This window comes from Aminiphilus circumscriptus DSM 16581 (genome assembly GCF_000526375.1).
Classification (GTDB): Bacteria; Synergistota; Synergistia; order Synergistales; family Aminiphilaceae; genus Aminiphilus; species Aminiphilus circumscriptus.
This window is the reverse complement of record NZ_JAFY01000001.1, coordinates 55,225-70,265: the sequence shown is the minus strand read 5'-3', so window position 1 is coordinate 70,265 and position 15,041 is coordinate 55,225. Positions and strand designations below refer to the sequence as shown.

Sequence of the window (15,041 nt, the reverse complement as noted above, 5' to 3'; positions counted from 1 at the left end):
CCGCGGCCTAGTGCAGAAGGGCGTCCAGGACCATCTTGAGGGCGGTGACGCAAATGATCCCCGCCAGGATCCACCGGATCCAGGTGTTGCCCTTCGCCACGGCGAAGCGGGCGCCCAGCACGGCCCCGGCCATGCCGCCCACGGAGAGAATGAGCCCCACGGGAACGTTCACCAGCCCTCCGGCGAAGAAGAGCACCAGGCTCACCGCGGTATAGAGGAAGACGATGAAGCTCTTCGCCCCGTTTCCCGACACCAGGTCGTACCCCGCGACCCCCGCGAGCCCCCAGGAGAGGAAGAACCCGACTCCGGCCTGGATGAATCCGCCGTAGACGCCGATGGCGGCGAAGAGCGCCCACACCGCCCACTTCGGCCAGGTGACGACCTTCCGCTCCTCCCACATGCGGGGCTTCGCCACCAGGAGCACCGCCATGACGGAGATGAGCACGCCGATGGCGAGGTTCAGCGCCCGCTTGTCAATCTGAATGGCCAGAAACGCCCCCAAGGCGGAGCCCGCGGAAGCGGCAATGCCCAAGGGGAGAACGTTGCGCAGGGAGAGCACGCCCTGACTGCGGAAGGTCCAGGTGCTCGCGGCGCACTGAAGAAAGATGCCGATCCGGTTCGTGGCGTTCGCCACGGCGAGATCCATTCCCATAAAGGTCAACAGCGGCAGCGTCAGAAGCGATCCCCCGCCTCCGACAGTGTTCAAAAATCCCGCCACCACCCCGAGGGCCAGAAGTCCCGCCACGTGCGTCAGTTCGAGTTCCACGCAGTTCTCCCCTTCTTTCGCCGATACGATACGATGTGATAACGGTGCGGTCGATCCATGACGCCATGACGCGGCCTTCAGCTCTTCAGGGCGGAGAGCTGACCGCCCTGGCGGGATAACGGCCGGTCGATGGCGCGGCCTTCAGGCATGGCCGTTCATGGCATGATCGCCAACGGCGCAACCGTCAATGGTGGTCGCCAAATGTGTCGTTGCAAACGTCACGACAGCCATGGGGCATTCGTTTTGTAGACACATGCCGCAGTGCGCCACATTTTCTCAAAACCGCCAGGGCCTTCCGACAGTGCCACATTCCGTGCGGATTTTCTCCGGCGGAAAGAGCTTTTTCGTATTGTACCGCAGGCGGGGAAAAACGCACGGACCAATGCGGAGGCGACCGAAAACACCGGTGCGCCTTCGGAGACAAACACCGGAGTGGCGGCAACACCCGTGCTGCCGAGAGGTGCGAACGGGGAGGCGTGCGCCTCCCCGTTGTCGCTTCTTGGGTCATCACTTCTTGGGAAGTCCTGAATAAAGACCTTTCGCTTTCCCTTGACTCGGGTCGCATCAGGCTCTGCGAGGCGCCCTGCGGGGCTGTCGCAGCCTTATTCAGAGATTCCCTTGGATTGTCACGCCAAACGCAACGGAGATAGAGCCAGCTCCCGATAGACCTCCGCCGGAGTGCGCCATCTCCGGGGCGCACCGTGTCTTTCGGGCGCGTCCTCTATGTCGCGGAAGTCACTGCCTGCCGCCCTCGGGCACCCGTCCGGGGCGCACTGTGCCTCTCGAGCGCCCGCTACGTCGCCTTCGGCAGCGCGCGAAGAGATCCGGACGTTGCGGGAACGGAAGCGGAAGAGGAAGAGATCCCGCCCGTGCGGAATACGGCAAGCCGATTCCGAATGAGTTCCGTCCCCTCGGAGACACTCGACGCCTCCCGGGCGACACTCTCCGCCGCCTTGGACGTCTCGTCCGCCGCGTCCTTGATGGACTCCAGGTTCTTGGCCATCTCTCCGGTTCCCTTGGCGGCCCGGTCGATGCCCTCCGCCATTTCGGCGCTCGCCGCGGCCTGCTCCTGCGCCGCCGCGGCGATGTTCTGCATGACGTCGTCCACCCGGGCGATCTCGGCGAGAGCCTGCTTCAGCTCTTTCTCCGCCTCCGCGGCCGCGGCCACGGTCTCCTTCATGATGCCTCCCGCCTCGGCGGTGACATCCAGGGAGCGCTTCGTGTCCGCCTGGAGCGAGCTGATGAGGCTCTCCACCTGCTTGGCCGCTCCATTGGATTCCTCCGCCAGTTTTCGCACTTCCTCCGCCACCACCGCAAATCCCCGCCCCGCCTCGCCCGCCCGGGCCGCCTCGATGGCGGCGTTCAGGGCAAGCAGGTTCGTCTGGTCCGCGATCTGTTTGATGGTAGTGACAAACCGCGTGATGGAACTCACCGACGTGGCCACGCGATCCATGCTTTTGAAGGATTCCTCGGCCTTTTCGCCCATGGCCTGAACTTTTTCGATGACGCCCTCCACCCGGGCGACGGCCCGCTCGCTTCCCGCGGCGGTTCCCGAGGCCGCCTCGGCGCCTTCCGACGCGGCGTTCGCCGCGCTCGCCGCACCGGAGGAGATCTCCTCCACTCCCGCGTTGGTCGAGGCCAGCGCTTCGGCGTTTCGCCCGGAAAGATCCGCCACGGCATCGATGGAACTCTTCACTTCCTCCATGGAGGCCACGGCTTCCTCCGACAGGGCCGCGAGAGATTCGGCGGAGCCCGCCGCATCCTCCGCGGCGGAGCGCACGTCCTCCAGGGCGGCGCCGAGCGAGGACGCCATCTCGTCCAGGGAACGGGCCATGAGGGCCACTTCGTCCGCCCCGCCCTGGGCATTCCCCTCGGAAAAACGCACCGTCAGATCCCCCGAGGCAAAGGTGCGCATCCGCCCGGTGAGGGTGCTCAAAGGACGGGCGATGCTTCCCGCGAGGAAGAACATCACCGCGCAGAGCAGCACGATTCCCAGGACGGCTCCTGCGGCGGTGACGCGCCCAAGGTGGTCCACCCCCGCGAAGATCGCCGCCTCCGGCGCCAGCACGACCACGCTCCAGGGCGTTTCCGTGCGTCCCACCGAGAGGGGAACGTGCACCTTGAAGACATCGCTCCCGAACGCCGCGGAATATTCCCGCAGGGTGAACGTCTCTCCCCGGGCGATGCGCGCCAGCGTCGTCGCCGCGTTGGGCGCGGCAATCTTCGGATCGGTGATCTTCTTTCCGACCAGTTCGTCCTTCGGATGCCCCGCGAGCGTGCCGTCTCCGGCGATGACCGTCAGGGTACCGCTGCCGAAGATGCGGGTTTTCTTCACCATCTCCTGGATGGTGTCGGTGGCGATATCCACCCCCGCGACGCCCAGGGCTTTTCCGTCCACGACGATGGGAACGCAGAGGCTCACGAGAAGCACGTTTTTTCCCCCCACCGCGTAGACAAAGGGCTCCATGATCACCTCTTTCCCCGTGTCCAGGGAGCGCCTATAGTAGTCCCAGGCCTCGGGATTGTCGTAGTCCACGCAGGGTTCGAGAAGGAGGCTCCCCGAAGCGCGGTTCCAGTAGGCGACAAGGCGCCCCGACGCGTCGTGCCCCGGCGCGCCGGAGAACTCCCGGTCCTTTCCGTCGAAGGCGTCGGGCTCCCAGACGGTCCACACGCCCAGATAGGACGGAGTGGCCTCGGCGAGGCTCTTCATGACCGAAAGAGCCACCTCGCGGGAGGGAGAGCCCGCCGTGCGCATGCCCGCCAGCGTCGCCGCGAGGGAGCGGGCGGATCCCATGGCATCGTTCAGCGTGTCGCCGAAACGCCCCGCGTAGACCAGCGCGGTCTGCTCCGCCCGGTCCAGGGCGTCCCGAACCGCGAGTTTCCGCGCCTCCACGGCCACATAGCCGATCATGGCGGCGAACACCGCCACCACGAGAGGCAACACTCCGACCAGTATCTTCGTCCGAATCCGCAACCCTTTCCACATGGTGCGTCCTCCACTCTTTCGTCTCCGGCGCTTCGCGCCCTGCCGCGGGCGTTCCTGCGCCCACCTTGCCCCACCCTCGTCCGCCTTTGCCCGCCTTCCCAGATTCGCACAGGTCCGCTTGCGCCGCCTGCTCCTCCGGCTCTTCCCGCCTCCGTCTCCCCCGCTCTTTCGTGCGTGCGTCGCCTCCGTCAGGCCAGGACCCCTTCGAAAGGGCCGCCGGGAGAAGACTCTTCCTTTCTTTCCTTTCTTTCCTTTCTTTCCTTCCTTCCTTCCTTCCTTCCTTTCCTTCCTTCCTTCCTGCCTGCCTTGCCTTTTTACCTTACCTGCTTGCGGCTTTGTTGCTGTCTGCTTGCCTGCTTACGACCTTGTTGCCTTGCCTTTTACCTTGTCTGTCTTGCGGCCTTGCTGCTCTTCATTCCCTGCAATGCCTGCGGAAACAGAACATCTCGCTCTCTTTTTCATCCGTGGTCAGCATAGCATTCTTTTGCAACAAAAATGTGAATACACAATGAGAGTTACTTCCTCTCCTCCGAACTCTCACAGTGTCTTCAATATCTCGGAGTGCTTTCTCCGCCGCCGGCTACGCCTCCGGACCCGAGCCGGACACCGCATCACGTCCTCGGTGCTTCCCGGCATTTGACCCGCTTTCTCAGGACCGACCCGACGCCGCGCTCTGCCCCCGACCTCCCGGAGTCGGACATATCCTCTTCCGGTTTCCGGTCGCGGCTCCGGCCCCAGGTCCCGCACGCCATCCTCGCGCAGGGGGCGTTCTTCGCGCCCGGGCGCGCACATCACTCTCCTCGGAAGAAACGACACCCGGGCAAGGAACCGGTCGATCCGGAAGCGGACAACTCTCCGCTTTCTTCGTCTGCATGAAGACGTCGCCCCTGTTCGTCATAGGGAACATTTTTCGCGTTCCGCTCCGGGGGGAACACACTGTCCGGTTCCATGAGGCGGCTTGCTTCGTTGACGTGTTTTCGGCGCAGTGCTAGGCTTCGGGTGAAGTGTCCCGGCACAGCGCGGCGATCTCCGGAAAAACCCCCTGGAACATCACGAAATCCGCCCAGGGATTTTTTCGTTTTCACCCCGCACTCTTTCGGCTCGGTTTACAGGAAAAACACAGGCAGCTCGGGAGAACGGTTTCCGGCAGCGACCGCCCGGAAGGGCGCGTCCGGCGCATTGCGAGGGAGGTTTCGCCATGGACACGAAACAGCGCAAAAACAGCACCGGCGGCAACAAGAACGGCGGGGGCGGAAACGGCAAGAACACCCCTCCGAAGAAGGCGGCACCGCCCCAGGCTCCGGCGCGGGCGCGGACGGGACACCCAGTGATGCTCTTTCCGGTGGTGATGCTCCTCTTCTGGGCGGTCCTCTCCGTGGTGCTGCGGGCACCCGAGACACCACCCGCACCGGAAGAACCCGCCGCCATCCCCGCGCCCCAGGCAGCCGAGGACGCCCTCTCGCAGGAAACCGCTCCGGCGGAGCCCTACGCCTTCTCCAAGGCGGAGGTGACGCGCTTCGCCCGAGAGGCGCTCGCCGAGCATCCCCGCATGTCCCTCACCGTGGCGCTCATGGCGGACGGCAAAACCGCCTGGGAACTCGCCTTCGGCATCGCCGACCGCGAAACAGGGCGGCCCGCCGCGCCGGATACCATCTTCGGCATCGGCTCGGAGAGCAAGGTCTTCGCCGCCGCCGCCGCGATGAAGCTCGTGGAGGAGGGCAAACTCGACCTCGACCGTCCCGTGACGGACTACCTGCCGGACTTCGCCATGCGCTCCCCCGAGGCCAAGGATCTCACGGTGGGCATGCTCCTGGACCATTCCTCGGGCTTCCCCGGCTCCACCTACCGGGGCGGCTTCACCTCCCGCCCCCGCCCCTCCTATCCGGCGGACGTGCGGGCCTCGCTGGAACAGAGCCGCCTCAAGCACGCCCCGGGGTACATGCACGTGTACTGCAACGACGGTTTCACCCTCTTCGAGCATGTCCTTCGGGCCGTGACGGGCGTTCCCTATCCGGAGTACGTGGCCCGGGAGGTCTTTGCTCCCCTGGGCATGACGCACAGCAGCTTTCCCCTGGAGCCGCTTCCCGAGGGAAGCTATGCCAAGGGATATCCCGACGACGGAGACCTTCTTCCCCTGGAATACACCAATCCCTGCGCGAGCGGCGGCATCCGCTCCACCGCGGGGGACCTGGCGAACTTCCTCGCCATGATCGCCGGCGGCGGCGCCTGGGGAGACGTGCGCATCCTCTCCGAGGAATCCGTCGCGGCCACGGCGAAAGACCGTACCGAGGGGAGCTTCCGCCTCGTGGACACCAAGGTCGTCCGCTATGGTCTGGGATGGGATTCGGTGGCGCAGCCCGGACTGGGTGTCCTGGGACATGCCGCCCTTGCGAAGAACGGCGGCACCGCCTACTATTTCTCCCAACTGATCGTGCTCCCCGAGGCGAATCTCGGCGTGGCGGTGCTCAGCGCCAACAGCGCCGGCGTGAACCTCGCCGCCCTGGCGGAGCTGGCCCTTCTTGCGGCGCTGGTGGACCGGGGAACCCTCGCAGCCCTTCCGGCCCCGCTCTCGCCGGATCTGCTCCCCGAGGCGACGCCCGCCCCGGAGGACATCGAGAGATACTCGGGCTTCTTCGCCAACCACGAGAAACTCTACTTCCTTCAGGCCGACGCAAAGGGCGGACTGGACCTGCGCGTCCGCAGCGGCGATGCCTGGGAATCCGCTGCGGAGGGACTGCACTACCGGGAGAACGGACGCTACTCCGGAAACAAGGGCGCCCGCTATCCCGAATATTTCTTCGTCCGGGGCGACGGCAGGGACTACATCGCGGCGGAGATGCCCTTCGGCCACGGACATTACACAGACGCCATGCCCATCATGCAGCGCCTCGTCCCCGGAGCGCCCCTCTCCCCGGCCTGGAAGGCACGCCTGGACACGGCCTGGCTCGCCGCGGACGAACCGGCGGCATCCCTGCTGTGGCCGTCGGGACCGGACCCGCGGCTCCGCCTCCACGCCGTGGAGGGGCTCGACGGGCATCTCTTCGTGCAGAGCGACGTGACCGGCGGCGGATTCCAGCACGTGAACGCCGCCCGGGGCGACGACACCCACGCCCTCATGGACTTGCTTCTTCCCACCGCTTTGGGACGTGACCTGAGCGACCTGGAGATTCTTCCCAAGGGCGACAAAGAGTGGCTCCGCTTCCAGGGGTACACGTTCCGCCCTCTCGACTCCGTGTCCAAGGCCCCCGCACAGGGGGAGATGCTCTTTTTGGGCGGCGGCGACGACATCCGGTGGCTCTTCCTTCCCCCCGAGAGCGGCACGGTGGCCATTGAAGGCTCCCCCGAGGCGGACCTGCGGTGGGTTCTCTGGGACGCGCACTTCGTCTGCGTCGGCGAGGGATGGGGCGCGGCGGAACTCGCCCTCCCCGAGGGCGGCGCCTATCTGGCCGTCTGGGCCGCGCCGGGAAAGCCCTTCAAGGTCGTCTCCGCGCCAAAGCCGTAAGAGACGGAGGGACGTGCCCGCTCCGACGATATTCCGCCGTCGTCGGAAATGCCTGTGCATGCAAATGCAAGGCCGCCCCTTCGGGGAAATCTTTTGCCCATGATGCACCGTACACGGACCGGCGACGATCCGAAAGAGTGTGTGTTGCCTGCGAAGAGGCGCACCTCTTGAGAGCACGTTAGAACACGTTCTTTCCGGGACCACGTCATACCGGAGGAAGCACAACGACTCTATGCTGGGAGAGGAGACACCATGAGAGACTTCACCTACGAAAATCCCACGAAAATCGTCTTCGGCCGCGGCGCGGAACTCGCCGCCGGAGCCGAGGCGGCGCACCTCGCGAAAAAAGTGCTGCTCCACTACGGCGGCGGCAGCGTCAAACGAAGCGGCCTTCTGGACCGCATCCGGGGCTCGCTCGAAGAGGCGGGGCTCGCGGCGGTCGAACTCGGAGGAGTGCAGCCCAATCCCCGGCTCTCCCTGGTGGAGGAGGGCATCGCCCTCTGCCGCCGGGAGGGTGTGGACCTGATCCTCGCCGTGGGGGGCGGCAGCGTCATCGACTCCGCGAAGGGCATCGCCCTCGGCGTCCCCTACGACGGCCCCGTGTGGAACTTCTACGACGAGACGGCCGTTCCCGAAAGGGCCCTGCCCGTGGGAGTGGTGCTCACCATTCCCGCCGCGGGAAGCGAGACGAGCCCCACCTCGGTGGTGACCAACGAGAAGGGGTGGTACAAGCGGAGCTGCAAGGGCACGATCCTCCGCCCCCGCTTCGCCCTGCTCAACCCGGAACTCACCTTCTCCCTCCCCGCGGACCAGACGCGCTACGGCGCCATGGACATGCTGGCCCACGTGCTGGAGCGCTACTTCACCAACGACCGCGACGTGGAACTCACGGACCGGCTCTGCGAGGGCACCATGAAGACCATCCTCGCCAACCTCCCCCGGGCGCTGGCGAAGCCCGACGACTACGCCGCCCGGGCGGAACTCATGTGGAGCGCCACCAACGCCCACTCGGGCATCCTCGACACGGGACGCCTCGGCGACTGGGGCTCCCACAAGATCGAGCACGAACTCTCCGCCATCTACGACGTTCCCCACGGGGCAGGGCTCGCGGCGGTCTTTCCGGCGTGGATGCGCTTCGTCCTTTCCCACGACGTGCCCCGATTCGCCCAGTTCGCCCACCGGGTGATGGACGTAGACATGAATCCCTTCGACCTGGAGGACACCGCCCTGGAGGGCATCCGCCGCCTGGAGGCGTGGATCCGGGGCTGCGGCCTGCCCCTCACCCTGGCGGAGCTGGGCGTCCCCGCGGACCGTCTGGAGGAGATGGCCGCCAAAGCCGTGGAGAAAGGGCCGGTGGGGGCCTTCGTCCCCCTCGGCAAGGACGAGGTGCTCGCCATTCTGAATTCGCTGCGGTAAGGCCTGATTCCCGGGCTCCACGCCCCCTAGGAAAACGAAAGCCCCCTCGGTGCATCCTCAAGTCAGGGGAACCTCTGAAAAATGCCACGCCGACCTCGAAAAAACGCCATGCGGTCCAATCGAGGAAGAAAAACCCTTTACTCAGGGTTTCTCAAGGACGAAAGAGCGTCAGAAGAGCGGTCCGGAGCGTCCGGTCTATAAGGAGACGACGGAGGAGAACGAAAAGGAGGCGACGGCAGTGACGACGAAGAAAGCTTATGTAGTGGGAACCTGCGACACCAAGTACGAGGATCTCGCCTACGTGCGGGATCTCATCGCGGCCCAGGGCGTTCCGACCCTGCTGGTGGACGTGGGCATCCGCGCCCCCAGGGGAAAGCCCGACGTGACCAACCGGGAGGTGGCGGCCTTCTCGCCGACGGACCCAAACTTTCTCGACACCGCCGACGACCGCGGGCGCGCCGTGGCGGACATGGCCGCCGCCTTCGCGGCCTTTCTCGCGAGCCGCACCGACGTGGGGGGCGTCCTCGGCCTCGGCGGCTCCGGAGGCACCTCCCTGGTCTGCACGGGCCTGCGCACCCTCCCCATCGGCGTGCCCAAGATGATGGTCTCCACCGTGGCATCGAGCAACGTGGCCCCCTACGTGGGCCCCAACGACATCTGCATGCTCTATTCCGTGACGGACGTGGCGGGCATCAACCGCATCTCCCGGGTGGTGCTCGCCAACGCCGCCCACGCTCTGGCGGGCATGATCCAAAACCCCGTTCCGGAGGGACAGGACCGCCCAGCCCTGGGCATGACCATGTTCGGCGTCACCACCCCCTGCGTGGACATGGTGCGCAAGGCCCTCGAAACGGAATACGACTGCCTGGTCTTCCACGCCACCGGCACGGGAGGCCAGTCCATGGAGAAGCTCGCCGACTCGGGGCTCCTCGCGGGCGTGCTGGACATCACCACCACGGAAGTGTGCGACCTGCTCATGGGAGGCGTCTTTCCCTGCACGGAGGACCGCTTCGGCGCGGTGATCCGCACCCGCACTCCCTACGTGGGCTCCGTGGGCGCCCTGGACATGGTGAACTTCGGCGCCCGGGACACCGTTCCCGAGCGCTACCGGGACCGCCTCTTCCACGTGCACAACCCCCAGGTGACGCTCATGCGCACCACCCCCGAGGAAAACCGCCGCATGGGCGAATGGATCGCGGAGCGGCTCAACCGCATGGAGGGGCCGGTGCGCTTCCTCCTCCCCGAGAAGGGCGTCTCCATGATCGACGCGCCGGGCCTTCCCTTTTACGATCCCGAGGCGGACGCGGCCCTCTTCGAGACCCTGAAGGCCAACGTGGTGCAGACTCCGTCGCGACAACTCGTCTCCCTGCCGCACAACATCAACGATCCCGAGTTCGCCGCCGCTCTCGTGGCGGCCTTCCGGGAGATCGCGTAGACCTCGCCGCAACGCGGCAGATCCGGGAACACAGAACAGGAACATTGGGAAAGGAGAGGACATCTCATGGCAAGATGGAACAAGGCGGACCTTCTGACGCGCTTCCGCGAGATGGCGGAGCGGCGGATTCCCATCATCGGCGGCGGCGCGGGAACAGGCATGTCCGCCAAATGGGAGGAGGCGGGAGGCATCGACCTCATCGTCATCTACAACTCCGGCAAGTACCGCATGGCCGGGAGGGGCTCCCTTGCGGGGCTGCTCGCCTACGGCAACGCCAACGACATCGTGCTGGAAATGGCCCGGGAAGTGCTCCCCGTGACGAAGAAAACCCCCGTGCTGGCGGGCATCAACGGCACGGATCCCTTCGTCATCTGGGACGTTTTCCTTCGGCAGCTCCTCGACCTGGGCTTTGCGGGCGTGCAAAACTTCCCCACCGTGGGACTCATCGACGGGGTCTTTCGGGCCAACCTGGAGGAGACCGGCATGGGCTACGCCCTTGAGGTGGAGGCCATCCGCCGGGCCGGCGAAATGGGGCTTCTCACCACCCCCTACGTCTTCTCCGCCGAGGACGCCGCCGCCATGGCCGCCGCGGGAGCGGACATCCTCGTCTGCCACATGGGGCTCACCACCAAGGGAAGCATCGGCGCCGCCACGGCGAAGACGCTGCCCCAGTGTGCGGAACTCATCGACGCCTGGGCCGAGGCGGCCCTGCGCGTCCGCAAGGACGTGCTCGTCCTCTGCCACGGCGGCCCCATCGCCGAGCCCGAGGACGCGGCGTTCATCCTCCGGACTTGCAAACACGTGCACGGCTTCTACGGCGCCAGCAGCATGGAGCGCCTTCCCGTGGAAAAGGCCATCAAGGCCCAGACCGAGGCCTTCAAGAACATCAGCTTCTAGAGCCGGGCAGGCCGGTCACGTTGCACAAAAACGCCGCCGGGCCCTGGCGCGGCGGCGCGGTTACGTCATTTTGTCTTCGGCTGCAGGTTGCCTGTGAAATGGCACGCGACGAAATGCTGCGGCTCGTGTTCCCGGAGCTTCGGCAGCTCCCTGGAACAGATTTCCTGGGCGTAATGGCAGCGGGGCATGAAACGGCACCCCGGAGGAGGATTCACGGGGCTCGGCACATCGCCCTCCAGAAGAATCTGTTCCCGCGCCACGTTGAGCTTCGCCACGGGAATCGCCGAAAGAAGCGCCTGCGTGTAGGGATGCAGGGGCTTTCTGAAGAGTTCCCGATATTCTCCCGTCTCCACGATTTTTCCGAGGTACATGACCGCGATCCGGTCGGAAACGTGCTTGACCACGCTCAGGTCGTGGGAGATGAAGAGATAGGTGTAGGAAAACTCCTTCTGCAGGCGGTGGAGCAGGTTCAGGATCTGGGCCTGGATGCAGACGTCAAGGGCCGACACGGGCTCGTCGAGAACGATGAACTCGGGTTCCAGCGCAAGCGCTCGCGCGACGCCGATACGCTGCCTGCGTCCTCCGTCGAGTTCGTGGGGATAGGTGTTTTCCAGGCGTTCCGCAAGCCCCACAACGTCCATGAGATATCGGATGCGTTTCTGCATGTCCTCCTTGCTCTTGCAGAAGCTGTTCACCCGGAGAGGTTCCGCGATGAGTTCCCACACGGGAAGACGAGGGTTCAAAGAAGCGTAGGGGTCCTGAAAAACGATCTGGAGTTTTTTGCGCATCTCCTTCATTTTCGCTTTTCCCAGACCGGTGATGTCCGTCCCCTTGCCATCCTCGGCGTTCACCCGGATCTCTCCCGCGGTGGGCTCCAGAAGACGGATCAGGCAGCGTCCGAGCGTCGATTTGCCGCAGCCCGATTCCCCCACGAGCCCCAGGGTCTCCCCCCGATTGATGAAGAGGTCCACGTCATCCACCGCATGCAGCGTGCCGCGCTTGGTGGAGAAATATTTCTTCAGCCCCCGTACGTCGATATAGGGAGTGGTTTCCTGTGTCGTCTTCATCCTAGTTCTCCCCTTCGTTTCCGGCGTTCTTCTCCGGATGCTCCCGGAGCATTTTCGCCCGTACCGGACAGGCCACGAAGTGCCCCGGCGCGACTTCTCTCATGGCGGGTTTCTCCAGACGGCAGGCTTCCACCGCGAAACGGCACCGGGGATGGAAGGTGCAGCCCTGGGGAAGGTCCATGGGATCCGGCATCAGTCCGGGAATGACGTTGAGCTCCTCCTTGTCGTCCTCCAGGTCGGGGACGGAGTCGAAGAGCCCCACTGTATAGGGATGCACGGGACAGGTGAAGAGGGATGCCTTGTCCGCATATTCCACCACCCGTCCGGCGTACATGATGGCCACGGTATCGCAGATATCCGCCACGATGCCCATGTCGTGGGTGATGAGGATCATGGACGCGCTGAACTGCTGCTTGAGCTTTTTCATCAGGTTCAGCACCTGGGCCTGAATGGTCACATCGAGCGCCGTGGTGGGTTCGTCCGCGATCAGGAGGCTCGGGTCGCACACCAGGGCGATGGCGATGACCACCCGCTGTTTCATGCCTCCGGAAAACTGGTGGGGATATTCATGGATGCGCTCCCGGGGTATGCCCACGAGTTCCAGCATGTCTCCCGCGATGGCGAGGGCCTCTTTCTCCGAGACCTTTCTGTGGAGTTTGACGACCTCCGCGATCTGTTTTCCCATGGTCATCACCGGATTGAGGCTGGTCATGGGATCCTGGAAGATCATGGCGATCTTGTCCCCCCGGATGGCGCGCATTTCCGCCTCGCTCTTCTCCAGGAGATCCTCGCCTTCAAAAAGAATCTTTCCCGATTTGATCACTCCCGGAGGGGAGGGAATGAGGCGCATGATGCCGAGGGCCGTGGTGGTCTTTCCGGCTCCCGTTTCTCCGACGAACCCGAGGGTCTCGCCCCGCTTGAGCCGGAGATCCAGGTTTTCCACGGCGTGCACCGTGCCGTCGTCGGTTTCGTAGTGGATCACGAGGTCCCGGATTTCCAGAAGAAGACGTTCCTCGGGCGCGGGAATGCGGTCGTTTTTCGCTGTCGGCTTCATCTCCGGGTCTCCTTAACGTTTGAGTTTGGGATCGAGAGCGTCCCGAAGACCGTCCCCCAGGAAGTTGAGCGCGAGAATGGTGATCATGATGGCAAGCCCGGGGTAGAGGGTGAGGTGCGGGTAATCCCGGATGTACTGGCGCCCTCCGGAAAGCATGGCGCCCCATTCGGGATAGGGGGGCTGGATTCCCAGCCCGATGAAGGAAAGCCCTGCGGCGTTCAGAATGGCGAAGGCCACTCCCAGAGTCGCCTGCACGATGATGGGGGCCATGCTGTTGGGCAGGATATGCTTGAAGATGATGCGCATGTCCGAAGAGCCCACCGCGTGGGCCGCTTCGATGAACTCCATGCCCCGTATGGAGAGCACCGAGCTTCGGACGATCCGGGCATATTGCGGCATGGAGGAGACCCCCACGGCGATCATCAGGTTGAAGAGCCCGGGACCGAGAGACGCCGCGATGGCGATGGCGAGAAGGGTCTGCGGAATGGAGAGCAGCACGTCCATCACCCGCATGATCGCATTGTCGATCCACCCTCCGTAGTACCCCGAAATGGCCCCAGCACTCCCCCCGCCAAAAGGGCGATGCTCACCGCGATGAAGCCCACCATGAGGGAGATGCGCGCTCCGTAGATGAGGCGGCTCAGGATATCCCGGCCGAACTCGTCCGTCCCCAGGAGAAAGTTCTTCGACGGGCCTTCGAACATATGCGTCAGATGTTGTTTCGAATAGCTGTAGGGAGCCAGGACGTTCGCAAAGAGCGCGACGACGACCAGAAGGATCACCACCAGGAGCCCCACCATGGCGAGGGGGCTTTTCTTCAGGCGAAAGAGCACCTCCATGAGGGGAGTTCGTTTCTTTCTTTGTTCTATGGCCGTATTCATCTTTTTCCCCCCTACTTGTACTGTGCCTTGATCCGCGGATCCAGATAGGCGTAGACGAGATCCACGAAGAGATTGACCAGGCTGAAGGTTATCGCCACGAAGAGCACGCCTCCCTGTACGACGGGATAATCACGCATTTTGATGGATTCCACCATGAGGCGCCCTATGCCGGGAATGGCGAAAATGGATTCCGTGAGGATGGCTCCCGCGAGGAGCACGCCGAATTGGAGGCCGCAGACGGTCACCACGGGAATCAGGGCGTTGTACAGCGCGTGCACCCAGATGACGACGGATTCCTTCTGACCCTTGGCGCGGGCGGTGCGTATGTAGTCCGCCCGGATGACTTCGAGCATGGAGGAGCGGGTCATGCGGGTGATGATGGAAATGGCCTGGGCGGAAAGGGCCAGGGAAGGCAGTATCATGGCCTGCCACGTGTCGAATCCCGATGAGGGAAGCCAGTGAAGCTGCACGGAGAAGAGGAGGATCAGCAGGAGCCCCAGCCAGAAAACGGGCATGGAGAGCCCTATCATGGCAAAGATCATGGTGACCACGTCAAAGATGGAATATTGTCTGATGGCGGAGAGAATGCCGCAGGGGATGCCGATGAGAATGGAGATCAGCATGGACAGGGCTGACAGCTTTATCGTGTAGGGGAAGGCCGTCAGGATTTCCTCCATCACGGGGCGTTTCGTGATGTAGGAGCGCCCGATGTCCCCCTTGGTCGCCGCTTTGTAGACGTAGCTTCCGAACTGCACCAGAAAGGGATCGTTCAACCCCTCCTTGTCCCGGAATTCCTGCACGGCCTTTTCCGTCGCCAGATCCCCGAGGACCATTCGTGCGGGGTCTCCCGGAGTGAGATAAAGCAACGTGAAAACGCAGAACGTCACCCCCAGGAAAACAGGTATCAAAAACAGGATGCGTCGAACGACGTAGCGTAGCACGAAGTGTCCCCTCCTTTGTTCTTTTTACGACTCGGGAAACGGCGAGGGGGGTTTCCCCCCCCTCGCCGTAAAACCGCACCCTCCCGAAAACGGAAA

The 15,041-nt window shown here is 64.3% G+C and carries 9 protein-coding genes and 1 pseudogene; 4 read left to right on the top strand and 6 right to left on the bottom strand.

Annotated features, from left to right (window positions below; genetic code table 11):
• Positions 1 to 7: 7 nt before the first annotated feature.
• Positions 8 to 766, bottom strand: coding sequence for a sulfite exporter TauE/SafE family protein (locus K349_RS0100260; RefSeq protein ID WP_157367209.1), 759 nt, complete (start codon positions 764 to 766; stop codon positions 8 to 10).
• A 793-nt stretch (positions 767 to 1,559) separates the two neighbouring features.
• Entirely contained in the window at positions 1,560 to 3,752 is a 2,193-nt protein-coding gene (locus K349_RS0100255) for a methyl-accepting chemotaxis protein (protein WP_025745596.1), read from the bottom strand.
• A 1,198-nt stretch (positions 3,753 to 4,950) separates the two neighbouring features.
• Here K349_RS0100255 and K349_RS0100245 point away from each other — a divergent pair.
• From K349_RS0100245 to K349_RS0100230, 4 genes are all read left to right on the top strand, one after another.
• The gene (locus K349_RS0100245) at positions 4,951 to 7,254 is read left to right on the top strand and encodes a serine hydrolase domain-containing protein (RefSeq protein ID WP_025745592.1); all 2,304 of its coding nucleotides are present in this window, start codon (positions 4,951 to 4,953) and stop codon (positions 7,252 to 7,254) included.
• 252 nt (positions 7,255 to 7,506) lie between these two features.
• Entirely contained in the window at positions 7,507 to 8,670 is a 1,164-nt protein-coding gene (locus tag K349_RS0100240) for an iron-containing alcohol dehydrogenase (RefSeq protein ID WP_025745590.1), read from the top strand.
• A 238-nt stretch (positions 8,671 to 8,908) separates the two neighbouring features.
• Positions 8,909 to 10,105 carry a Tm-1-like ATP-binding domain-containing protein gene (locus tag K349_RS0100235; protein ID WP_034264082.1) on the top strand — a complete coding sequence of 399 codons (1,197 nt, stop codon included), beginning with the start codon at positions 8,909 to 8,911 and terminating at the stop codon, positions 10,103 to 10,105.
• A 66-nt stretch (positions 10,106 to 10,171) separates the two neighbouring features.
• On the top strand, positions 10,172 to 11,002 hold the full coding sequence (locus K349_RS0100230; RefSeq protein WP_025745587.1) for a phosphoenolpyruvate hydrolase family protein: 831 nt from the start codon (positions 10,172 to 10,174) through the stop codon (positions 11,000 to 11,002).
• A 65-nt stretch (positions 11,003 to 11,067) separates the two neighbouring features.
• On the opposite strand, the gene K349_RS0100225 is transcribed toward K349_RS0100230, so the two are convergent.
• The 4 genes and pseudogenes from K349_RS0100225 to K349_RS0100210 form a co-directional block, all read right to left on the bottom strand.
• Positions 11,068 to 12,069, bottom strand: a complete 1,002-nt coding sequence (locus K349_RS0100225; RefSeq protein ID WP_025745585.1) for an ABC transporter ATP-binding protein — start codon at positions 12,067 to 12,069, stop codon at positions 11,068 to 11,070.
• A gap of 1 nt (position 12,070) precedes the next feature.
• Entirely contained in the window at positions 12,071 to 13,123 is a 1,053-nt protein-coding gene (locus K349_RS0100220; protein WP_025745583.1) for an ABC transporter ATP-binding protein, read from the bottom strand.
• 12 nt (positions 13,124 to 13,135) lie between these two features.
• Positions 13,136 to 13,962: pseudogene (locus K349_RS15820) on the bottom strand (ABC transporter permease).
• 53 nt (positions 13,963 to 14,015) lie between these two features.
• Positions 14,016 to 14,945: an ABC transporter permease gene (locus K349_RS0100210; RefSeq protein ID WP_025745581.1), complete on the bottom strand. Its 930-nt coding sequence runs from the start codon at positions 14,943 to 14,945 to the stop codon at positions 14,016 to 14,018.
• Between the last annotated feature and the right edge of the window lie 96 nt (positions 14,946 to 15,041).

What these genes read in the sequence shown, in the direction of transcription:
- K349_RS0100255 (WP_025745596.1), bottom strand. Translation starts at nt 3,752, where the DNA reads ATGTGGAAAGGGTTGCGGATTCGGACGAAGATACTGGTCGGAGTGTTG.
- K349_RS0100230 (WP_025745587.1), top strand. Translation starts at nt 10,172, where the DNA reads ATGGCAAGATGGAACAAGGCGGACCTTCTGACGCGCTTCCGCGAGATG.
- K349_RS0100245 (WP_025745592.1), top strand. Translation starts at nt 4,951, where the DNA reads ATGGACACGAAACAGCGCAAAAACAGCACCGGCGGCAACAAGAACGGC.
- K349_RS0100220 (WP_025745583.1), bottom strand. Translation starts at nt 13,123, where the DNA reads ATGAAGCCGACAGCGAAAAACGACCGCATTCCCGCGCCCGAGGAACGT.
- K349_RS0100240 (WP_025745590.1), top strand. Translation starts at nt 7,507, where the DNA reads ATGAGAGACTTCACCTACGAAAATCCCACGAAAATCGTCTTCGGCCGC.
- K349_RS0100225 (WP_025745585.1), bottom strand. Translation starts at nt 12,069, where the DNA reads ATGAAGACGACACAGGAAACCACTCCCTATATCGACGTACGGGGGCTG.